Raw genomic sequence first — 21,249 nt, 5'->3', positions numbered from 1 at the left:
CAGAACGCTGGTCTACTCCGGTCGGCCGAGTCACTCGACCTGCGCAACGAGTCGCGTCGCGGTCGCCTTCCACCGGAGCGACACCGGGTCGCCGGGCGCGAGGCCGAGCCGGTTGATGCTCTCGGCGGTGATCAGCGCCGCGACCTCGACGGCGGCGTCGTCTGTCCCTCCCCGGTCGACCGGTTCGACGACGATCCGAACCGTCGACACCGTCTCGCCCGAGTCGATGCGCGAGACGCGGCCGGCCAGGCGGTTCCGGGCGCTCGTCGCGTCCGGGTCGACCGCGTTGGCCGCGTCGTTGACGGTGACCGCGTCCGCGCCGATCCGGACTTGAACCGCGTCGCCGACGGCGACCGCGCCGCCGTCGGCCCCGTCGTCTGCGTCTCTGCCGTCGGTCCCGTCGTCTGCGTCTTCGTCGTCCACGGTGCCGCCGTGGAGTCCGGAGAGCTCTCCGACCGGCGTGTCGACGACGGCGAGTTCGCCGTCGACGGCGGCCACGGTCCCGTCGAGGACCGTCTCGGGCACCGACGCGGTCGCCGCGAGGACGGCCTGAAGGCGGTCGTAGCGGTCGAGGAGGTCCCGAGTCGACGCGGCGAGCCGGCTCCCGCCGCCGCCCTCGCCGCCCCGACGGCGCTCGACGAGCGTGCCGTAAGCGTCCTCCAGCGTCTCGATCCGGGTGAGAGCGCGGGCGCGGGAGCGGCCGAGCTCCGAGGCCGCGCCCGCGACCGATCCCGCCGCGTCGACCGCGCGCAACAGGGCCGCGTCGCGGCCGTCGAACTCGACGCCGTCCTCGATCAGCGCGGCCCGTCCGCGCCCCGCGGCCGGGGCGGGACCGGAGTCGGTCGGCTCTCCCATGCTCGGGGGATGCGTCCGGGACGTGTTGGGGGTTTCGACGCGCCCTCGGGCCGCTCCGGGCCGACGTTCCCCACCGTGACGCAACTTATATGTCGTGTCGCCCCACCGTTGTATCTATGCCGATACAACGACGGAAGTTCGTGGCCGCGGTCGGCGCCGGAGCGATCGTGGGTACGGCCGGCTGTTCGTCGACGAACGACGGCGGCAGCGGCGACGGGACCGGGGGCAACGGCACCGACGGCGGAAACAGCGCTGAGAGCGTCGGCGTCGCCGGCGAGACGCTGACGCTCACGACGACGACGAGCACCTACGACACGGGGCTCCTCGACGCGATCCACCCGGACTTCGAGGAGATGTACGGCGTCACGGTCGACGCCGTCGCGCAGGGGACGGGCGCCGCGCTGGAGACCGCGCGCAACGGCGACTCGGACATCGTGATGGTCCACGCCCGCGGCCTCGAAGACGAGTTCATGCGCAACGGGTACGGGATCAACCGCCGCGACCTGATGTTCAACGACTTCGTGATCGTCGGCCCCGAGAGCGACCCGGCGGGAATCGGGGGGACGGGCTCAGCGACCGAGGCGCTGACGACCATCGCGGAGGCGGAGGCGACGTTCGTCTCTCGCGGCGACAACTCCGGGACCCACACGAAGGAGCTGAACCTCTGGGACGCGGCGGGCACGGATCCCGGCGGAGACTGGTATCAGGAGACCGGCACCGGGATGGGCGAGGCGCTGAACATCGCAAACCAGCAGGGCGCGTACACGCTCTCGGACCGCGGAACCTACATCTCGCAGCGCTCGGAGATCGACCTGACGATCCTCGTTCAGGGGCCGATCGAGGGCGGGCCGGAGATCCTCGCGAACCCGTACGGCGTCATGGCGGTCAACCCCGGCGTCCACGAGAACGCCAACTACGACCTCGCGATGGCGTACATCGGCTGGATCACCAGTCCCGGCGTCCAGGAGGCCATCGCAGAGTACCAGGTGAACGGCGAACAGCTGTTCTTCCCCGAGGCCGTCTCGGAGGACCCCGACTTCCAACAGTACGTTCCGGAAGGCTGGAGTAGCGACGACTCGGACGCGTAAGCGTGCCGCTCGAACCGGTCGCACAGCTGGCCCCCGCCCTCCTCGACTCGGGCGCGAGCCCCGCGGCGTCCCTGCTCGGCGCCTCGTTCAGGGAGGGGTACGTCGGGAGTATCGTCGCGGTCTCGCTGTACGTGAGCCTCACCGCCGTGGCGCTGAGCACGCTCGTCAGCGTGCCGGCGGCCGTCGCGATCGGCCTCGCGGAGTTCCCGGGGAAGGGGTTCGTGAAGTCGGTCGTCAACACCGGGATGGGGTTCCCGAGCGTGGTGGTCGGGCTGGTAGTGCTGTTCGCGGTCTCCAACCAGGGGCCGCTGGGGTCGCTAGAGCTCATCTTCACCCGCGAGGCGATGATCATGTCGCAGTTCGTCCTCGCGACGCCGCCGATCACGGCGATCAGCCTCGCGGCAGTGAGCGGCGTCGACGACGGCGTCCGGGACGCCGCTCGCGTCCTCGGCGGGACGCGGATCGACGTGGCGCTGGTCGTGATCAAGGAGGCCAAGTACGGGATCGCGACCGCGGTGCTGGCCGGGTTCGGTCGCGCGGTGAGCGAGGTCGGCTCCGTGCTGATCGTCGGCGGGAACATCACGAGCGCCGACGGCATCTCGAAGACGCGCACGCTCACCACCGCGATCCAGCTCGAAGCGCGGCAGGGGCGGTACGAGACCGCCATGGTGCTCGGCGCGGTGCTGGTCGCGCTCGTGTTGACCGTCAACGCGATCGTGGTCCGCTTCGGCGATCGGGGGGTGGCCTGATGCGGCGGGAGGTGTCCGGCTGATGCGGCGGGGGGTGTCCGGCTGATGCTCCGCGCGACGGGCGTGTCGCGGTCGTACGGCGACGAGAGGGTGTTCCGCGACCTCACGATCGACGTCGACGCGGGCGAGGTCGTCGCCGTCATCGGTCCCTCCGGCGTCGGCAAGACCACGCTGCTGCGGACGCTCGCGCTGTCGCTGGAGCCGGACGAGGGGACGGTGACGCTCGACGGGACTGACGCGTGGGCCGTCGACGAGTCGGCGCGGCTCGCGCTGCGCCGCCGCGTCGGGATGGTGTTCCAAGAGGCGAGCCTCTTCGGGGGATCGGTCGCCCGAAACGTCGAGTACGGGCTCCGGGTCCGCCGCTCGTGGAGCGAGCGGATCGCCTCGCTCTTCCGGCTGTCCGGCGCCGCCGACGCGGTCCACGAGTCGCTGGAGGTCGTCGGACTCGCAGACAAGACGGACCAGCCCGCCGACTCGCTCTCCGGCGGCGAGGCCCAGCGGGTGTCGTTCGCCCGCGCCCTGGCGTACGACCCCGACGCCCTCTTGCTCGACGAACCAACCTCCGACCTCGACCCACGGAACACGGCCGTCATCGAGGAGGCGATCGGTGAGGCGAAAGCGCGGGGGATCGGCGTGGTCGTGGCGACCCACGACATGTATCAGGCCGAGCGGGTCGCGGACCGCGTCGCGGTGCTGCTCGACGACGGGATCACGGAGATCGGTCCGACCGAGGAGATCTTCGACGACCCCGCCGACGAGCGCACCCGGAAGTTCATCTCGGGCGAACTGGTGTACTAATTTGCGTCGAGGGGAGGCGGGAGATCGGTCGAATACAGCGATCCGGTTCGGGTGATCGACGACGCTGCGGTGAATACCTCCAAAGCCCCGGTCGCGAGGAGACGGTACGCCCGTTGTGCTCCTCGCTCGCTCCGCTCGCTGCGGTGCTTACATCGCCTCCCGCCTCCTCGCGACTGCCCCGTTGAGTCCCACCCCGCACAGCGACCGCACCTCACGCCTCCCCAGCCTCGTCGCTGACACCCGTCGCTTCGCTCCGGGAGCCAGCGACTCCGGCGAGAATCGAAGATTCTCCGGCAGCCGGCGTTTCGCGCCGGCGACCTCGCGCGGGCGATTCGCGCCATACGGGCGCTCATCGGCACGCGCCGCCACGCCGTTTGTTTATGAGTGATCGACACCGCCGAGTTAGACGCCGAAGTCAAGTTCGACCGCCTCGCCCGCCTCGGCGTCTCCCGGATCGACGACCGCGTCGTCGGCCGCGAAGCCCGCGTGGAGGTGGTCGTAGGTGCGGTCTATCGCCTCCACGATCACCTTCGTGGCGCCGGTGACGGGCATGAAGTTCGTGTCGCCGCTCCAGCGCGGGACGACGTGGGTGTGGAGGTGGTCGATCGACCCCCCCGCGGCGTCGCCGCCGAGGTTCTGGCCCGTGTTGACGCCGTCGGGGTTCACGTCGCGGCGCAGCGCGGCGAGCGTCGCCGCCTTCAGCTTCGCGTGATCGAGGAGTGTCGCGTCGTCGAGGCCGGTCGGATCCTCGACGTGTGCGTCCGGGATCACCATCGCGTGACCGGGGTTGTACGGCGCGTTGTTCAGGAGGACGTAGTTGCGCTCGCTGCGGGCGACGACGCGCGCCTCGCGGGCGTCCTCGCGCTCGGGCAGGACGCAGAACGGGCAGCCGTCGATCGGGTCGGCGTCGCGCTCGACCCATTCGATCCGCCACGGCGCGAAGATCCGGTCCATCAGTCGTCGAAGCCGTGGATGCCCGCGGTCGTCACCTCGACGCCGTCCTCGGTGACGAGCAGCGTGTGCTCCGCCTGGCTCACGATGGCGTCGTCGTCCTCCTTCAGGACGGGGTACCCCTTGATCGCGTTCGCCTGCTTCAGGCGACGAAGCGCCATCCCCGCCCGGTCCGTCTCCAGCCAGCGCGCCGCGAACGGGAGGTCGTCGAACGCCTCGATCTCTTCGAGCGCCTGCCGCGCCCGCCGGTCGCGCACGCTCGCGGAGCCCTGCTGCTCGAAGATCTGTTCGTCGGTCCCCTCGCCGACCTTTCCGCGGCCGTCGGTGGCGAACGGCTCGATGGCGACCGCCTGCCCCGGCTCCAGCTCGACCGACCGGTCGACGCCGCGGTTCGGTACCGTGGGCCCGGTGTGGGCGTCGTAGCGCTGGACGCCGTGCCCGGAGAGGTTGAGGACGGGCGTGTAGCCGTAGCCGCGGATCACGTCTTCGATCGCCTGCCCGACGACGCCGACCTCGACGCCCGGCCCGGCCTCGTCGAGCGCGGCCTCCAGCGCCATCTCGGCGGCCTCGACGAGTTCGGGCGTCCCGCTGTGGTCGACCGTCACCGCGGCGTCGGCGATGTAGCCGTCGACGTGGACGCCGACGTCGAGACACACCATCTCCTCGCCGAACTCGGTCTCGTCGTCCCGACCCGGCGTCGCGTGCGACGCCTCGGGGTCGACGCTGATGTTGACCGGGAACGCGAGGCCGGCCCCCTGCTCGCGGACGAAGTCCTCCGTCCACTCGGCGACTTCGAGGTGGGTCCGGCCCGGCTCGACCATCTCGCGGGCCTCGTTCATCGCCTCGACCAGCACCGCGCCGGCCTCGCGGTAGCTTTCGACCGCGTCCTCGTCCAGAGGTCCGTGACTCATGGCTCCGGCTTCGGCGAGGGCGCGCAAAGAGGTTGCGGAGGGCGGTCGACTACGCCCCGTTCGTGACCTCGACGTACCACGCGTCGCCGGTCGGGGTCGTCGTCTATCTCGCGAGCGTCCAAGGGCTCGTCCGCGTCGCCGAACGGGTCGCGACTCATGAGTCTGTCGTCGGGTCCCGCGGGAGTGTCTCCTGTCCCCAAGACGTTCGCGCGCCGGTCGTCGGTCGACGCTCCGCGCGAACATGTTCGCTCGAAGACGTAGGGGAACTGAGGGCGTCGGATCGGACATGTCGAGTACACCCTCAGGCCACGATCACGACGCGGACCCGGTGACCGACCACGTCCACGAGAATTCGTGGTCCGCGAACCTCGAAGGCCCCGAACACGCGGACGACCGGGATCTGCTCGTCCGACAGGCGATCGAAGCGGTCGAGCACACGGCCGCGGGCAACCACGTCAACCTCGTCACCCACGGCGACCACGGCCACCCGGAGACGTACCTCGTCGACGCGCTCGAATCGGAGCTCGGCGGCGACCTCGACTGGGAGTACATCGAGCAGTGCGGCTGCGGGGGTCACGTCGTCCGCGTCCGCGTCTGAGCCGACACCGGAAGGTCGGCGGATCTACTCGCACTCTTCGGCCGCTCGCGGGAGCCACATCCGGACTACCGTGCCGGTCGGCTCACGGGTGTCGATCTCGAGGTCGCCGCCGGACTCCGTGACGATCCAGTGGACGAGCCAGAGGCCGAGCCCGCTCGCGTGTTCGAGCGCCGTCTCCCGCGCCTCCGAGAACACCGTCCGCTCGACCGGCGGGATGCCGGGGCCGTCGTCGGCCACGTCGAGCCGGAACCGGTCGCCGTCGGCGACGACCGTCGCCTCGACGTGCGGATCATCGTCGTCGTTGTGGACGACAGCGTTCTCCAGCACGTTCCGGACCGCGGACTCCAGCAGTTCGTCGGCGGCGACGACGGCGGAGTCGGGCACCGTCACCGTCACCGTCGCCCGCGGGAACGACGAGCCCAGCGACTCGCAGAGGCGGTCGACGAGTTCGGCGAGGTCGATCTCGGTCTTGTCGGCGTCGCTGTGCAGCGCGACATCGATCTCGCGCGCCTGGTCGCTGAGGTGCGTCAGCGTCTGTACCTTCCGGTCGATGACGTCGAGGTACGGGTCGCCCTCCTCGTCGACGTGGTCGCGGAGCAGGTCGGCGTACCCGCCGATGACGTTGGTGTCGTTCTTCAGGTCGTGGCGCAGCACGCGGTTCAGAACCTGGAGCCGCTGTTCGTACCGCCGGGCCTCCGTCACGTCGGTTGCGGTGATGACGACCTCGCGCGCGTCCTCGAACAGCCGCTCGATCACCGTCTCGAACCGGCGCCAACTGCCGTCGCCCCGGGCGATCCGGTGCGTGATCGACTGGGGTTCGGCGCCCTCGAAGGCGCGCTCGAACGCCTGCTGCGCCTCGCGTCGGTCCTCCGGGTGGACCAGGTCGATCACAGGACGCCCCTCGATCGCCGCGGGAGCGTGACCGAGCAGGCGCTCAATCGAGGGGCTCACGTACCTGATCAGGCCGTCCTCGCCGCAGACCGCGATCACGTTCGGCGACTTCTCGATGAGGGCGCGGTAGCGCCGCTGGAGCGTTTCCCGCTCGGTGACGTCGCGGAACAGCAGGACCGTCCCGCCGCGGGTCGTCCCCGGGCCGGTGATGTCGTGGACGTCAACCGTCAGGAACCGCGGCGCGGCGTCGTCGCCGCCGACGGTCACGCGGAACTCGTCGTCGGACGACGCTTCTCCCTCGTCGGACCCCGCCTCCGTCACCGCGTCGACGACCGGCGGGGCGTCGGCGAACGCCTCGTCGGCGCGGGCGCCGAGTTCGGCGTCGGGAAACAGCGCCTGAGCCGGGTCGTTGCGGTCGATCACCCGCCCGTCGGCGTCGCAGACGACCACGCCGTCGGAGAGGTTCGCGAACACCGCGTCGCGGGCGATTGGCGACACGTCGAGCAGCCGGTACCGGAACACGACCCACGCCAGCAGCGCCGAGGTCCCGCTGAAGGCGATCGGCGTGAAGTCGACCACGCCGTCCGCCGGACCGACGAGCCCGAAGATGCCGGCCGCGCCGAGCGCCGGCGGCGCGACGCCGGCGGCGAAGAGGAGGGCGGCCTGCCGGCGGAACACGCCGTCACGGGCGACCGCGGCGTAGCCGAGCACGCCGAAGGAGAACAGGTTGACCACGTAAGTGTACCCGACGAATCCGAGCAGGGCGGGCGTCGGCGCGTAGCCGAGGAGGCGGTACCCGCCGGCGTCGACGAGCGAGGGGTCGGCGTAGAACAGCGGGTCGGCGCCGACCGTCAGGACGGCAACGGCGGTCGCGGCCGGGACGACCCAGAAGAGCGCGAACCGGCGGCGACCGAGCCACTCGGTCCGGTCGACGTACGAGAGGACGAAGGCGGGCCACGCGACCGCCAGCCCCGCGGACCCGAGCCAGACGAGGCGGTTGAAAAGCAGCGTGGGACCGAGCGCGGTCGCCGACAGCTGCGCCGCGTACGCCAGCGACCAGACGCCGGCGCTGCCGGCGACGCCGACGAAACTCCACAGGAGCGCCCGGCCGCCGCGAGAACGGTTCGCGGCCGCGTACGCGGCGAATCCGAACGACGCGACGGCCGCGACGAGCAGCGGAACCGTGTACGGCGTCGGTTGCCACGCCATCGATACCGGTAGGATGCGAGTAGTCGGTAAAAAGGGACCGAATCCTCTAACCAGTTCGAGCGGCGTCGATCCGTATGCTCGAACCCGGCGACGACGCGCCCGCGATCACGCTCACCGACCACCGCGGCGAGACGGCCACCGTCGACCCGACCGCGGCCGGCCACACGGTGGTGTACTTCTACCCGCGCGCCGACACCCCCGGCTGTACCGCCGAGGCGTGCGGCTTCCGCGACGAGTGGGACGCGTTCGAGGACGCCGACATCGCCGTCGTCGGGATCAGCGACGACCCGGTCGAGGACCTCGAACCCTTCGCCGAGGAGTACGACCTACCCTTCACGCTCCTCTCGGACCCGGACGGCGCGGTGTCGAGCGCGTACGACTCCTACGGCGAGAAGTCGATGTTCGGGAACACCTTCGACGGCGTGTTCCGGAACACGTACGTCATCGACGACGAGGGAACCGTCGTCTTGGCGTACGAGGGGGTCTCCCCCGAGGACCACGCCGTCGAGATACTCGACGACATCCGCGCGCTCGACGGCTGATCGGGGCGGTCGACGCCGTCGAGGGCGACCGCTATCCCGACGGGCTGATCCCGGCGACCGCGTCGGCGATCTCGCGGCGCTTCAGCAGGCCGAAGCCGAGGACGATGACCGCGAAGCCGGCGACGGTGAACGCCGTTACCGGCTCGGCGAGCAGCAGGGCGCCCGCGACGGTGGCGACGACCGGCACGACGTACGAGACGAGGTTGATCTCGAAGGGGCCGAGCCGGTCGAGCAGCGTGAAGTAGATGGTGTACGCCACCGCCGACGAGCAGAGCCCGAGGAACGCCAGCGCGAGGAGCGCGCGCGGCGCCGCGGCGGGGAGGCGCTGGCTCTCGCCGATCCCGAGGCTCAGTGCGTGGATGGCCAGCGCGCCGAACCCCATCGCCCACCCGGTGAGCGCGACGCTGGAGAACGACGTCTCGACGGTCCGGAGCCCGACGCTGCCGACCGCGACGGCGACGACGCCGATCGCGATCAGCCCGACGCCGACCGCGACGCCCCCGCCGAGGCTCGCGGGGTCCGGCTGTGCGACGAGGCCGACGCCGAGGAACGCGAGGACGACCCCGACCGCGCCGCGCGCGTCGAGGTCCGCCCCGCCGATCCACAGGGCGGCGACCGCCGCGGTCGCGATGGGGACGAGGCTGTAGGTGATCGAGGCGATACCGCTCGTGGTGTACTGCTGGCCGACGAACAGCAGCGCGTTGTTCGCGGCCACGGAGAGTCCGCCGCTGAACCCGATCGCGGCGAGGTCGCCGCGCGTCCGCGGAAACGGACCGTCCTGCGTGACGAACACGTACGACAGCAGCGCCAGCGCGGCCACGTCGAACCGGTAGGCGGCGTACAACACCGGCGGATAGTAGTCGAGGCCGACCTCGATGGCGACGAACGATCCGCCCCACAGCAGGGCGAGGGTGAAGAACAGGAGGGCGTCTCGGTACCGTGACACGGTCGACCGAACGCGGGCCGCGGGTAAAGCGGTGTCCGTCGCGGCCCGGACCGCCGGTGCCGGCTCGTCCGGCCGTGACGCCGTGTCTGGAAGTTCCGACCCGTCCGGCGGGTCAGTCGCGCCGCGGCCCGCTCAGTAGCCGCGGACGATGAGGTAGTCCGCGAGGTCTTCGAGCAGGCTCCGAGAGCCGCTCTCGGGGAGCACTCCGAGGTGGTCCTTCGACCGCGCGGTGAGGTCCTCGGCGGTCTCGCGGGCGTACTCGATCGAGCCGACCTCTTCGAGGGCCGCGACCGCGTCGTCGATGGCCGCCTCGGTCACCGCCGCGGGCGTGTCGGCGTCGACGAGCCCGTCGATATCGACTCCCTGTTGTCGGGCGTGGAGCGTGATGAGCGTCTCCTTCCCCTCCACGAGGTCGGAGCCGCGCTGCTTCCCGAGCTCCTCCGAGGGGACGGTGAGGTCGAGCACGTCGTCTTGGATCTGGAACGCGCGCCCGGAGTCGATCCCGTACTGATACAGGGCGTCGACGACCGCCTCGTCGGCGCCGAGTAGGAGGGCGGGCGTCGCGGCCGAGGCGCCGTACAGCACCGCGGTCTTCAGCTCGACCATGTCCAAGTACTCGTCGGGGAGGATGTCGTCGCGGCTCTCGAAGGCGACGTCGAGGGCCTGCCCCTCGCAGATCTCGGTACAGGTCGACGCGAGCATCCGCATCGCTTCGAGCCCGTGTTGCGGGTCCGCGCCCGTCTCGGTCATGAACTCGAACGCTTTCGAGTAGAGGGTGTCGCCCGCGAGGATCGCCGTCGAGACGTCGTACGCCTCGTGGACTGCCGGGACGCCCCGCCGGAGGTCGTCCTCGTCCATGATGTCGTCGTGGATCAGCGTGAACGACTGGATCACCTCGATGGCGACCGCGGCCCGCATCACGTCGACCTCGTCGCCGTCGAGCGACGGGAACGCGCGGAAGTCGGCGCCCATCGGCTCGGTGCCGGTGACCGCCTCAGCGGCCAGGGTCGTCACCGTCGGGCGGAGCCGCTTGCCGCCGGCCTCGAGGATGTATCGGGTGGCCTCGTACAGTCGCTCAGGCTCCTGGACCGGCAGCTCCTCGTCGATAGCGGCGTTGACGAGCTCACGCCGCTCGCGGATGGCGTCGAGCACCCGCGCCTCCTTCGTCTCGCTCGTCATTCGACGAGCTGGATCGTGGACCCGTTCTGCGTGACGTGGACGTCGCGTCCGAGCTTGTACCCCTGCGTCTTCGCGAGGTCGACGTACGGCGAGCGACCCTTGAGCGTCTGGTGGCCGGGGATGAGATGCTGCGGCTGGAGCGCCTGTAGCATCTCGTAGTGGCCCTCCTCGCGGAGGTGGCCGGAGACGTGGATGTCGTCGTAGAGGCGGGCGCCCTGCATCCGGAGCAGCTGTTCGGACTGGTAGCGCTGCCCCTCGTTGGTGGGTTCCGGGATGACGCTCGCGCTGAAGACGACCTTGTCGCCGTCGTCGATCTCGTAAGGGGTCTCGCCGCGGCCCATGCGGGTGAGCATCGCTCGCGGCTCGCCCTGGTGGCCCGTCACGATGGGGAGGAAATTGCCCTTCCCCTCCTTCATGATCCGCTTGAACGCGCGGTCGACCGACTTCCGGTGACCGTACATGCCGACGTCGCCCTGGAAGTCGACGAAGTCGAGCCGCTCGGCCGTACCGGAGTACTTCTCCATCGAGCGCCCGAGCAGGACCGGCTGGCGGCCGATCTCGCGGGCGTACTCGACGAGGGTCTTCACGCGGGCGATGTGCGAGGAGAACGTGGTGGCGATGATGCCGCCCGTGTAGTCCTCCATCGATTTCAGCGTGTCCTCGACGTGTTTCTTCGCGTACGACTCGGAGGGGGTCCGGCCTTTGCTCCCGGCGTTCGTACAGTCCTCGATGTACGCGAGGACGCCCTCGTCCTGCCGGCCGATCTCGCGGAACCGGTCCATGTCGACCGGGTCGCCGATGACGGGGTCGTGGTCCAGGCGCTTGTCGAGGCCGTAGACCACCGCGCCCTCGGGCGTGTGGAGGACCGGGTTGATCGCGTCGATGATCGAGTGGGTGACGTTGACGAACTCTAGTTCGACCTGCTCGGAGTCGCCGATCGCCATCGACGCGCCGGGCTTCATCTTCACGAGGTCGTTGTCCACCTGGAACTTGCCCTCGTCTTCGATCTGCTGGCGCACCAGTTCGATCGTGTACGGCGCGGAGACGATCGGCGCGTCGTAGCGGTGGGCGAGCTTCGGGATCCCCGCGATGTGGTCGAGGTGCCCGTGGGTGGGGACGATCGCCTTGACGTCGCCTTCGAGTTCGCTCATCACCCGATCGTCCGGGATGGCGCCCATGTCGATCAGGTCGAGGCTGTGCATGCTCTCGGTCTCCACGTTGTCGTGGATGAGGACCTTACTGAGGTTCAGGCCCATGTCGAAGATGACGATGTCCTCGCCCGCCCGGACCGCCGTCATCTGTCGACCGACCTCTTCGTAACCGCCGAGTGTCGCAATTTCGATTTCCATGGTGTTGTCGTGTTTGACGCCGTGGTCGGCGCCGGTCACTGAAACCCCGCAAGGAGCCGTCGGCGCTACGTCCTACCGCGCGTCGTTGAAGGCCCCGCTACGGCCGAGTCACCGCGACTCACCGTGTCCCGCGGGAGTGTGGTACATCGGCGTACTCCCGCGCACGTTAAAAACTCCCGGGTTCGGCCCCGCGGCGGGGATTCGCGCCCGAACTGGCCCCACAAAGGGTTTCACGCTCTCGATCGAATCCCCGGCGATGGCAGACGTACCCCGCCGCCGAGCCCTCCTCGCGGCCGCATCAGGGATCGCCGCGCTGGCCGGCTGCGCCGGTAGCGACTCCGCGTCGAACAGCTACCCCGTCCGGGGCGATCAACCGATAGACGGGTACGAACTCGAACGAGCGCGCGACGAGAGCGGCGAGCCGATCCTCACCGGCGGTGAAGAGACGCCGTCGAGCGAAACCGACGAGCGCGGGCGACGGCGGCCTCGCGCCCGGCGCGTATTGGTCTCGGGCGACGGCCTCGACGCACTCGACTTCGCCGAGACCGCGGCCGCCGACCGCCTGCGGTCGTTCCTCGACGGGACGGACTTCGAGTCGGCGTCGGCCTACCTTCTCTCGATGCCGGTGACGGCCTGTCGCGATGTCCGGCTTCGGTCTGTCGCCGTCGAGCCGTCGGAGCTCGCCGACGGCGACCTCCACCCCCGAGCCGACTTCTGCCGGGCGTACCGCCCGGCCGACGTCGAGTGCGATCCGGAGGCCGTCCACACCGTCGGCTTCGCGATCCGACTCCCCGTGGCGGCGGAGCGGTCGAGCGGGAGCGGAATGGGGATGCGTGGCTCCTGTCGACAGGGAGATCCGCCTGCCGTGTTCAACTCCTCGGCACCCGGCGCGGGAGGTGATGGCGAGTGAGCCGCGAGTCGACGGGTCGCGGGTCCGGTTCGCACGGCGGCTCAAGCTCTCGCCGCCGGTTCCTCGCAGGGGTCGGAGCGGCGGTCGGGACGGCTGCGGTCGCCGGCTGCTCCGGACTCCCGTTCGGCGGCGGCGAGGAGCGCCGCGGCTCGCCCGTATCGCTCCCGTCCGGCGCCGTGGGGACCGTCGACTGGCCGGCGTCGCCGTTTCCGGCGACCGTACCGGAGTCGCTCGCGGACGCCCACGAGGCGCGGACCCGGAGCCTACTCGACGACGTGCCGGCCGAGCCGGGGATAGCCAACGCTGCGGTGGCGACGGAGATCGGTTCCGACCGCGAGCGGGCGCTGGAGCGGGCGGACGCCGGAGTGACAGCCGAGTGGCCGGTGGACGTCCTCTCGGCGTGGCGTCGTCGTCGGGAGGACGCCGCGGCGGTGCGCGGCGCGTACCGCGCGGCCACCGGCGTCGACGACGGCGCGGACCTGGCCGCTCGGCGGAGCGCGGTCCGGGACGCTCGGGGCGCGCTCGCCGCCGAGGTGGAGTACCGAGCCGAGTCGCCGGTCGCGGCGGCGCTGGCGTACGAGCCGGTCGAATCGCTGCTCGCGGAGTGCGAGCGGCACGTCCGGCCGGAGCTGACGTACCCCGCCGACCCGGTCGCCGAGCCGTTCCGAGCCGGTGAGGCGACGGCTCGGGTCGAGCGCGCGCGGGCGACCGCGGACGACGCCGAGAGCCTCCGGAACGCGCACCTCGACGGGCGCGACGGACTGGTCCCGCGGTGGGCGTCGCTGGTCGCGGCCGCCGACGAGCTGCGGGGCTCCGTGAGTCGGACACGCTCGACCGTCCGGGAGCGCGCCGGCGGCGACGACCCGCTCGGCGGCGAGGACCTGAGCGGGACGGTCGCACAGGAGCTTGTGGCCACGGGCGAGCTCCGGACCGACTCGGCCGTCGAGGACGTCGAGCGGGCGGTCGACGCCGGCGACTGCGCCACGGCCGTCGTCGAGTCCGGCGTTGCGCTGGCCGAGCTCGACGCGTTTCGGGCGGCCGTCGGCGAGATCCGCGACGGCGAACACCGGGAGGCCCCCTCGGAGTCGTCCGTGCGGTCGGCCGCGGAGCGGGCGCGGACGGCGGTCGGCGAGGCCGTCGCCGGCGACGATCCGCTGGCGACGCGGCTCGTCCGCCCCGGGCTGGACGGCTTCGAGTACGTCGCCGACCGCGTCGAGGAGGGGTACAGCTCGGCCCGGCGGACGCAGGCGACCCTTGAGTACGTCGCCCTGTACGGCGCGGCGGTCCCGGCGGCGAGCGAGTTCCTCCGCGAGCGGCTGGACTGACGGACTGCGGCGGGCGCGAGCGCGAAGTTCGTGTCAAACCGACCGGCCTCGGGGGCTCCGTCCCGGTATTTTTATTACCGCGACGGGCGGCGATACGGACAATGAGTGGACGACCCCTCGACGTGCTCGAAGCGTCGCTCGAGGAGCCCGTGACGGTACACCTGAAGGACGGCACGACGTACTACGGCGTCCTCGGCGGCTACGACCAGCACATGAACGTCGTCATCGAGCCGGAGGCTGACGTGGACGGCCGCGTCGACGAAGACCTCGACGGCGAGTTCGCGGTCGCGATCGAAGACACAACGATTATACGCGGCGATAACGTCGTCACAATCAAAGCATGACCGGCGCAGGTACGCCCTCCCAAGGGAAAAAGAACAAGACGGTTCACGTGAAGTGTCGACGCTGCGGCGAGAAGTCCTACCACGTCAAGAAGGAGCGCTGCTCCTCGTGCGGCTTCGGCGAGTCCGCCTCCCGGCGCGACTACGCCTGGCAGTCGAAGACCGGCGACAACTGAACTGCGGTTCTTCTCTTCGCTTCGTCTTCACCGTCGACTAGCCGCGGCGTTTCGCTCGGCTGGTCCTCCCGGCCCCGCGGTCGGCGCGGTTTCGATCCCCCGACCGCTCCGCCGCCGAGCCAACCGTTAACCGGATCAGTCGCCGAACGCGGGTATGGACCTTTCAGTCGTCGACCTCTCGCCGGTCCCCCGGGGCGGCACCGCGGCGGACGCGTTCGCGAACACGGTCGACGCCGCGCGCCACGCCGAGCGACTGGGCTACGAGCGGTTCTGGGTCGCCGAACACCACGGGATGGGCGACCGCCTCGCCGGCACCACGCCAGAGGTGCTGCTCGGTCGGGTCGCGGGCGCGACCGACTCGATCCGGATCGGAAGCGGGGCCGTCCTCTTGAACCACTACAGCCCGTTCAAGGTGGCCGAGTCGTTCGGCGTCCTCGACGGGCTGGCGCCCGGCCGCGTCGACCTCGGGATGGGCCGCGCGAACGGCTCGCCCGCCTCCGACCGCGCGCTCGGCACCGACCGCCGCGTCGAGAACCCGAACGAGGACCACCGCGAGCGGATCACCGCGGTGGTGAACCACCTCCGCGACGCCTATCCGGACGAACACCCGTACGCCGACCTGTCGGTGCCCGGGTCGGCCGAGGGGCCGGCCGTCCCGTGGGTGCTGGGGTCGAGTCCGGCGAGCGGGGAGATCGCCGGCGAGCTGGGCCTGCGCTACTGCTTCGCCGGCTTCATCCGGCCCGGGTTCGCCGAGCGCGCGTTCGCGGCGTACCGCGAGGCGTTCGACCCCGACGCCGGCCCCGGCGGCCTCGACGAGCCGCAAGGGATGGTCGCGGTCAACGCGGTGGCGGCCGAGACGGACGCGGCCGCGGCCCGTCGGCGCGCGCCCGCAGAGGCGACGTTCCGGCGTATGAAACGCGGTGAGCTCGGCGACGAGACGCCGACCGAGGAGGAGGCGATCGACGAGCTAGGCGGCGCGCCGGACCCGACGCCGGCGACGCTGGACGACGACGAGTGGCCGCGGTCGATCTCCGGGAGCCCGGAGACGATGTCGGGCCTGCTGGAGCAGTTGGCCGACCGCGTCGGCGTCGACGAGGTGATGATCCAGCACACGGTGCCGGACCGCGAGGCCGCGCTCGATTCGCACGCGCTCCTCGCCGAAGCGATGGACCTAGATCCACGCGCCGACTGACGCGCAGACGGCTGGCGAGCGGACGACTGACGCCCCGACGGCGAGCCGTAGCGACCGTGGCGACGACAGACCGTCGAAGTGACGGGAGGTGACGGACGGCCCGCCTCGGTTCCGGTACGGACAGGCGTTTACTCGTGTGTCTAATAGTCGCACACATGTCCGACGACGAGCCGACGGGGCGACCCTCGCTCGAGGCGGTGACCGAATGGGACGGCGGCGTCAGTTGGGTCGCGCATCCCGAGGAAGACGCGATGCGCGGGAGTCACGCGCTCGCGACCGAGGGCGGGGTCTGGGTCGTCGACCCGCTCGACGCCGACGGGCTCGACGACCGGCTGAGCGACCTCGGCGAGGTCGCCGGCGTGGTCGTGACCCACGACCGACACACGCGGGACGCCGAAGCGATCGCGGCGCGCCACGGCGTCGCCGTGTCCGTCCCGGAGTGGATGGACCTGACGCGAGAGAAACTCGACGGCGAGCCGGAGCCGTTCGACGCGGAGCTCCCCGGCACGAACTACGAGGTCCACCGCCTCATCGACACGGACGAGTGGGAGGAGGCGGTCCTCGTCGACGAATCCGGTGGGACCCTCGTCGTCATGGAGACGCTTGGCACCCTCCAGGGGTTCTGTGAGGGCGACAACGACGTCGGCGTCCATCCGGCGCTCGACGAGGCGCCGGAGGGCCTCGCCGACTACCGCCCGGAGCGAATCCTGGTCGGGCACGGCGAGAGCGTCTCCGAGGGGGGCGCGACGAAACTGGCGGCGGCGCTCGACGCCGACTGAACCGGCCCTCATGACGAGTTCCGGTGGTGCCCCTGCGAGTTCCGGAGCCGGGATGCGTGGTTGCTCGGGGTCGTTCCGCCCGTTCCGCCTCGAGGGACGGGTCAATTGATTACCGTACGGTCCGTATCGGCGGTCCGTATGGGGCAGGGCTACGGAGTCGGGTTCCGATCGCTCACGACGGAAGTGACGGACCACCGTCCCCCGGTCGAGGGCGACATCCCGTCGTGGCTGTCGGGGACGCTCATTCGGAACGGTCCGGGGCTGTTCGATGTCGGCGGTGAGCGACTCGGGCACTGGTTCGACGGACTCGCGATGCTTCGGCGATACGCGTTCGAGGACGGGGCGCTGTCGTACTCGAATCGCTTCCTCCGCACGGACGCCTACGCGGACGCGATGGACGGCTCCGTCTCCGGGCAGTTCGGGACCGACCGGGCAGGCGTGGGGAAAATCGCGTCGTGGCTGCGGGCGCTCGGCCCGCCGGAGATCACGGACAACGCGAACGTTCACGTCGCCCGCCTCGACGGCGAGCACGTCGCGCTCACCGAGGCGCCGCGTCGGATCGCGTTCGACCCCGCGACGCTCGAGACCCGAGGCGCATTCGGCTTCGACGACGACCTCGGCGAACACGTCACCGCCGCGCACCTCGTGCGCGACCCCGAGACCGACGCGTGGTTCGGCTTCGTGACCGAGTTCGGTCGAACGCCCGAGTATCACGTCTACCGGCTCGCCCCGGACCGTCGCGCCAGGGAACGGGTCGCGTCGATCGCGGCGGACGGCCCGGGGTACATCCACGACTGTAGCATCACGACCGATCACGTCGTCCTCGTTGAGACGCCGCTCGTGATGCCGATCCGCCGCGCGCTGAGCCCGTTCTCCGAGGGCATCCTCGACGTCCTCGATTGGCAGCCGGAGCGCGGCACGCGCGTCCTCGTCGTCGATCGCAAGACCGGCGACCTCGTCGCGGATCCCGCGCTCCCGCCAGTCTTCGCCTTCCACCACGTCAACGCGTACGCGACGGGCGACGAGGTCGTCGTAGACCTCGTCGAGTTTCCCGACCCCGGTATCGTCGACGCGATGCGCCTCGACGCGCTCGACGGTGACCCCTCGGACGTCGATGTCCCCGACGGGCGCCCAGTCCGGTATCGGGTCGACCTGCGGTCCAACGAAGTCGACCGGTCGACGCTCCACCGGGTCGGCGTGGAGCTCCCCCGAGTCGCCCCCGACGTCGTCGGCCGCGAGTACCGGTACGCGTACGCGCAGGCGACGGACCGCGAGGGCGCGAACGGACTGGTAAAGCTCGACGTCGAGACCGGTCGGACGCGCGAGTGGTGGGAGGACGGCGTCTTCGTGGAGGAGCCGATCCCCGTGCGGCGGCCGGGCGCGACCGCCGAAGACGACGGCGTCGTCGTCGCGCCGGCGCTCGACAGCCGCGCGGAGGAGACCCGCCTGCTCGTCTTCGACGCCGGGACGCTCGCACTCCTCGCCGACGCGTCGCTCCCCCACGCGGAGCCGTTCGGCTTCCACGGCCGGTTCTTCCGTGACAGTTGAGCGTCACCGCACCGTCCGTTGTCCGCTGTACCGACCCCATTATATGAACTCGGAGTTCCGCGGCCCGTTCGTGACGTGGACCTCGAACGGCTGCGTGCCGACGTCGTCCCGTTCGACGAGGTGCCAGTACGTTTCCGCCATCTCGTCGGGGTCGAGGAACGTGTCGCCGTCCCGGCCCGGGGACCGTTCGCGAACCCCCGGCGAGTCGATCTGCCCGTCGATGACGACGTGAGCGACGTGAACGCCCTCCGGGCCGAACTCCTGCGCGATATCCATCGCCATCCCGCGGGCCGCGAACTTCGCGGCCGTGAACCCGATCGCGCCGCCGAGGCTCCGCACCGACGAGGTGGCGCCGGTGAAGACGACCGTCCCGCCGCCCGTTTTGAGCATGTCGTCGACCGCCTCCTGCGAGCAGGCGAACGCGCCGCGGCCGTTCACCGCCCACGACTCCTCGAACTCCTCGACGCTCGTGTCCATGAGTCCCGTCCAGGAGGCGGCGCTCGCGTGGTTCACGAGAACGTCGACCGGTCCGAACGCCTCTCGGACCGTCTCGAACCCGTCCCGGATCTGCTTGACCGCCGTGAGGTCCGTCGGGACGGCGAGCCCCTCACCCGGGTCCGGCAGGTCCGCGGCGAGGTCTTCGAGGTAGTCCGCCGAGCGAGCGAAGAGCGCCACCCGACAGCCCTCGGCGGCGAACTTTCTGGCGAGCGACTCGCCGAGTCCCGGACCGACGCCCGCGATGACCGCTGTTCGCGTCATACGTCGCGTACTCGGGCCTCTCGTGTAAATTGTGGCGACGGCGTGGGGTAGCTGTCCCCGCGTGCGATGCCGACATCGGCGGGGCGGACCGGTCGATGCGCACCGAACGTCAGCCGGACGTGCCAGCGCCGCTTCCGGCGGGCGCCCTCGACGGCCGGCGGTGAACCGGGGGTAAAACGTCGTCCTCGTCGATCTCGTCCCAGTCGAAGGCGGGGACGAGGACGTCGAACTCGGGAGCGACGTCGACGGGGTCGATAGCGGTGACCGCCCCCTGGTCGGGGGCGACTCGATGCGGTTCGGCGACGTGGAGCGTCGGCGGCGACGCGAGGCCGAGTCCCTGCGGTGGCTCGTACGCGAGTCCGTCCCTGGCCGTGAGGTAGATCTCGCGACGGCCGTAATCGAGGACGACCACTCGCCCCTCGCCGTCGGCTCGCCGCACGACCGCGTACAGCGTCTCGCGGGACCACGGACCGACCGGGTCGAGGTCCGCCGCGCGGGTGACGTGGACGTTGTGCCGCGAGCGCGGATCGAGGACGTCGTCGGGCCCCCCGAGCAGTTCCGGCCGGCCGCCGATCGAGCCCATACGCGCACGTATCGGTGTCTTCACGCATATATCTCTCCCCGTATCGCGTGCGGCGTCCGGCCTCACTCGTGGCCGAGATCGCCTGCGCGCTCGCCGGCGACCGGCGACGCGACCCTACTCCACGCGGTCGCGGGCGGCGGCGACGAGCATCGGGAGCATCACGGTCGCGTCGCCGTAGACGGAGGCGTTGCGCGCGTCCTTCTCCAGCTTCCCCCACGAGCGCGCCTCCTCGAGCGTCGCGCCGGAGAGCCCCCCGGTCGCCTCGGGGTCCATCGTGATCTGGACGGCGTAGTCGTACGCCCGCGGCGTGACGAGCATCGTCTGGAGCGTGAAGTTCTTCGGCACGCCGCCGCCGACGAGCAGGCAGCCGGCGTCGTCGGCCTCGAACGCGAGGTCGGTCAGCTCGGTCATGTCCGCGAGCGCGTCGAGCGTGAAGTCGGCCGTCTGCGCGTACATCCACGCCTGAAGCCCCAGCACGGAGTCCTGGACCGCCGGGCAGTAGATCGGGACGTCGGACTCGTAGGCGGCGGCCGCGACGCCCGGCCCCTCGGGGACGTCGTCGCGGTCGTTGACTTCGGCGTTGGCGCGGCCGAGCTCGCGCGTGAGGTCGGCGATGGAGACCGCGTCGGTCCCGTCAGCGTCGGGGTCGGCCTCCAGCGCGGGGAACACCTCCTCGCGGAGGTGCCCCTCGAACTCGGCGAAGTGCTCCTGCGGGAGGTAGACGTTGTAGATGCGGTCAACCCCCTCGTCGCGGAGCCCCTCGTCGTGTTCGCGGAGGCTCTTCTCCGGGTCGTGGGTGCGCCCGTGGTGGTGCTTCCCGCCGATGGCCTCGATGGCGTCGTGGGTGAGGTTCGCCCCGGTCGTCACCAGCGCGTCGACGTAGCCGTCGCGGATGAGGTCGGCGACGACCCGGCGCATCCCGGCGGGCACCATCGCGCCGGCGAGCGAGAGGAACACGGTACAGTCGTCGTTCGCGAGCATGTCGGCGAGCACGTCGCCCGCCTCGTTGACGGACGCCGCCCCGATCCCCGCGTCGCCGTAGCCGTCGACGAGTTCGCTCACCGTCATCCCCGCCGTCGCGCGCGTGTGGCCGACCGGGTCCTCGTGGAACTCCTCGCGGTTCGGCTCGCCGCCGGTGCCGTCACCGTCGGCGTGATCGCCTTCACCGCCGTGATCCTCGCCACCGGCGTCCGCGGCGTTGTCTCGGGGGTCCCCGTCGCTGTCGATCATGGCTCCGACTGGGGTCGGCGCGCGTTTGAAACGACCGATCTATCGGTCGGCGGCCCCACCGCTCACCGGCGGGAACAGCGCCAGTTCGTCGCCCGCCTCCAGCGTCGCGTCGAGCCCGTCGTCGTGGCGGACGCTCCGCCCGTTCCGGAGGACGTTGATGTGGTCTGCGACGCTCCCGTCCTCGATCACGCGGTCCCGGAGGTCGGGGCGCGCGTCCAACAGCGCGTCGAGCGCGTCGCCGACCGTGTCGCCCGGCTCCGCGTCGACGGTCACCGCGCGGTCGCCCGCGATCTCCGCGAGGTCGGCGAACAGCTTCCACTCCATAGCGGATCCCCGCGCG

The 21,249-nt window shown here is 71.0% G+C and carries 23 protein-coding genes; 12 read left to right on the top strand and 11 right to left on the bottom strand.

The features are described from left to right. Positions 1-30: 30 nt before the first annotated feature. Entirely contained in the window at positions 31-855 is an 825-nt protein-coding gene (locus EXE41_RS02310) for a TOBE domain-containing protein (protein WP_137690189.1), read from the bottom strand. A gap of 116 nt (positions 856-971) precedes the next feature. On the opposite strand from EXE41_RS02310, the gene EXE41_RS02305 reads away from it, so the two are divergent. Genes EXE41_RS02305 through EXE41_RS02295 form a run of 3 tightly spaced genes read left to right on the top strand, consistent with a single transcriptional unit; the run spans position 972 to position 3,490 of the window. Then, positions 972-1,943, top strand: coding sequence for a substrate-binding domain-containing protein (locus EXE41_RS02305; protein ID WP_049930602.1), 972 nt, complete (start codon positions 972-974; stop codon positions 1,941-1,943). 2 nt (positions 1,944-1,945) lie between these two features. Further along, the gene (locus EXE41_RS02300; RefSeq protein WP_086215519.1) at positions 1,946-2,692 is read left to right on the top strand and encodes an ABC transporter permease; all 747 of its coding nucleotides are present in this window, start codon (positions 1,946-1,948) and stop codon (positions 2,690-2,692) included. Positions 2,693-2,737: 45 nt separating this feature from the next. Further along, positions 2,738-3,490 carry an amino acid ABC transporter ATP-binding protein gene (locus EXE41_RS02295; RefSeq protein WP_086215520.1) on the top strand — a complete coding sequence of 251 codons (753 nt, stop codon included), beginning with the start codon at positions 2,738-2,740 and terminating at the stop codon, positions 3,488-3,490. 402 nt (positions 3,491-3,892) lie between these two features. Here the strand turns inward: EXE41_RS02295 and EXE41_RS02290 are convergent, their stop codons facing one another. Then, positions 3,893-4,444, bottom strand: coding sequence for an HIT domain-containing protein (locus EXE41_RS02290; protein ID WP_086215521.1), 552 nt, complete (start codon positions 4,442-4,444; stop codon positions 3,893-3,895). Beyond that, positions 4,444-5,352 carry a type II methionyl aminopeptidase gene (map, locus tag EXE41_RS02285; RefSeq protein ID WP_086215522.1) on the bottom strand — a complete coding sequence of 303 codons (909 nt, stop codon included), beginning with the start codon at positions 5,350-5,352 and terminating at the stop codon, positions 4,444-4,446. The genes EXE41_RS02290 and map overlap by 1 nt, the downstream gene beginning before the upstream one ends. Positions 5,353-5,638: 286 nt before the next feature. On the opposite strand from map, the gene EXE41_RS02280 reads away from it, so the two are divergent. Then, a complete protein-coding gene (locus EXE41_RS02280) occupies positions 5,639-5,950 on the top strand; it encodes a CGCGG family rSAM-modified RiPP protein (protein ID WP_086215523.1) in 312 nt (103 codons plus the stop codon). 24 nt (positions 5,951-5,974) lie between these two features. Here EXE41_RS02280 and EXE41_RS02275 read toward each other — a convergent pair whose 3' ends face one another. After that, positions 5,975-8,050, bottom strand: a complete 2,076-nt coding sequence (locus EXE41_RS02275) for a histidine kinase N-terminal 7TM domain-containing protein (protein WP_086219791.1) — start codon at positions 8,048-8,050, stop codon at positions 5,975-5,977. A 74-nt stretch (positions 8,051-8,124) separates the two neighbouring features. On the opposite strand from EXE41_RS02275, the gene EXE41_RS02270 reads away from it, so the two are divergent. Beyond that, on the top strand, positions 8,125-8,592 hold the full coding sequence (locus EXE41_RS02270) for a peroxiredoxin (RefSeq protein ID WP_049930591.1): 468 nt from the start codon (positions 8,125-8,127) through the stop codon (positions 8,590-8,592). 31 nt (positions 8,593-8,623) lie between these two features. On the opposite strand, the gene EXE41_RS02265 is transcribed toward EXE41_RS02270, so the two are convergent. The 3 genes from EXE41_RS02265 to EXE41_RS02255 all read right to left on the bottom strand — a co-directional run bounded on the left by EXE41_RS02265 (position 8,624) and on the right by EXE41_RS02255 (position 12,066). Then, positions 8,624-9,538 carry a DMT family transporter gene (locus EXE41_RS02265; RefSeq protein ID WP_049930589.1) on the bottom strand — a complete coding sequence of 305 codons (915 nt, stop codon included), beginning with the start codon at positions 9,536-9,538 and terminating at the stop codon, positions 8,624-8,626. Positions 9,539-9,670: 132 nt separating this feature from the next. Next, on the bottom strand, positions 9,671-10,717 hold the full coding sequence (idsA3, locus tag EXE41_RS02260) for a geranylfarnesyl diphosphate synthase (protein ID WP_137690188.1): 1,047 nt from the start codon (positions 10,715-10,717) through the stop codon (positions 9,671-9,673). After that, positions 10,714-12,066 carry a ribonuclease J gene (locus tag EXE41_RS02255; protein WP_049930694.1) on the bottom strand — a complete coding sequence of 451 codons (1,353 nt, stop codon included), beginning with the start codon at positions 12,064-12,066 and terminating at the stop codon, positions 10,714-10,716. Before EXE41_RS02255 ends, idsA3 begins: the two co-directional genes overlap by 4 nt. A 256-nt stretch (positions 12,067-12,322) precedes the next feature. On the opposite strand from EXE41_RS02255, the gene EXE41_RS02250 reads away from it, so the two are divergent. The 7 genes from EXE41_RS02250 (at position 12,323) to EXE41_RS02220 (ending at position 18,337) form a co-directional block, all read left to right on the top strand. Continuing rightward, positions 12,323-12,976, top strand: coding sequence for a hypothetical protein (locus EXE41_RS02250; RefSeq protein ID WP_086215526.1), 654 nt, complete (start codon positions 12,323-12,325; stop codon positions 12,974-12,976). After that, positions 12,973-14,301, top strand: a complete 1,329-nt coding sequence (locus EXE41_RS02245; protein ID WP_086215527.1) for a hypothetical protein — start codon at positions 12,973-12,975, stop codon at positions 14,299-14,301. The genes EXE41_RS02250 and EXE41_RS02245 overlap by 4 nt, the downstream gene beginning before the upstream one ends. 101 nt (positions 14,302-14,402) lie before the next feature. Further along, positions 14,403-14,645 (top strand): LSM domain-containing protein, encoded by a 243-nt coding sequence (locus EXE41_RS02240; protein WP_049930582.1) that lies wholly within the window; start codon positions 14,403-14,405, stop codon positions 14,643-14,645. Continuing rightward, complete coding sequence (locus EXE41_RS02235) at positions 14,642-14,818, top strand: 50S ribosomal protein L37e (RefSeq protein ID WP_006112801.1); 177 nt, start codon at positions 14,642-14,644, stop codon at positions 14,816-14,818. Before EXE41_RS02240 ends, EXE41_RS02235 begins: the two co-directional genes overlap by 4 nt. Before the next feature lie 154 nt (positions 14,819-14,972). Next, entirely contained in the window at positions 14,973-16,010 is a 1,038-nt protein-coding gene (locus EXE41_RS02230) for an MsnO8 family LLM class oxidoreductase (protein WP_086219528.1), read from the top strand. Between the two features lie 155 nt (positions 16,011-16,165). Next, positions 16,166-16,789 (top strand): hypothetical protein, encoded by a 624-nt coding sequence (locus EXE41_RS02225; protein ID WP_137690187.1) that lies wholly within the window; start codon positions 16,166-16,168, stop codon positions 16,787-16,789. A gap of 138 nt (positions 16,790-16,927) precedes the next feature. Continuing rightward, positions 16,928-18,337: a carotenoid oxygenase family protein gene (locus EXE41_RS02220; RefSeq protein ID WP_137690186.1), complete on the top strand. Its 1,410-nt coding sequence runs from the start codon at positions 16,928-16,930 to the stop codon at positions 18,335-18,337. A gap of 39 nt (positions 18,338-18,376) precedes the next feature. On the opposite strand, the gene EXE41_RS02215 is transcribed toward EXE41_RS02220, so the two are convergent. The 4 genes from EXE41_RS02215 to EXE41_RS02200 form a co-directional block, all read right to left on the bottom strand. Further along, a complete protein-coding gene (locus EXE41_RS02215) occupies positions 18,377-19,096 on the bottom strand; it encodes an SDR family NAD(P)-dependent oxidoreductase (protein WP_137690185.1) in 720 nt (239 codons plus the stop codon). Positions 19,097-19,205: 109 nt separating this feature from the next. Continuing rightward, positions 19,206-19,679, bottom strand: a complete 474-nt coding sequence (locus EXE41_RS02210; RefSeq protein ID WP_094552779.1) for a hypothetical protein — start codon at positions 19,677-19,679, stop codon at positions 19,206-19,208. 114 nt (positions 19,680-19,793) lie between these two features. Then, the gene (locus EXE41_RS02205; protein ID WP_137690184.1) at positions 19,794-20,909 is read right to left on the bottom strand and encodes a deoxyhypusine synthase; all 1,116 of its coding nucleotides are present in this window, start codon (positions 20,907-20,909) and stop codon (positions 19,794-19,796) included. 39 nt (positions 20,910-20,948) lie between these two features. Beyond that, entirely contained in the window at positions 20,949-21,233 is a 285-nt protein-coding gene (locus EXE41_RS02200) for a ubiquitin-like small modifier protein 1 (RefSeq protein ID WP_137690183.1), read from the bottom strand. Positions 21,234-21,249: the final 16 nt, after the last annotated feature.

This window comes from Halorubrum sp. SD690R, from assembly GCF_005435035.1.
Classification (GTDB): domain Archaea; phylum Halobacteriota; class Halobacteria; order Halobacteriales; family Haloferacaceae; genus Halorubrum; species Halorubrum ezzemoulense.
The sequence above is the reverse complement of the archived record's forward strand: the minus strand, read 5'-3'. Positions and strand labels throughout refer to the sequence as shown.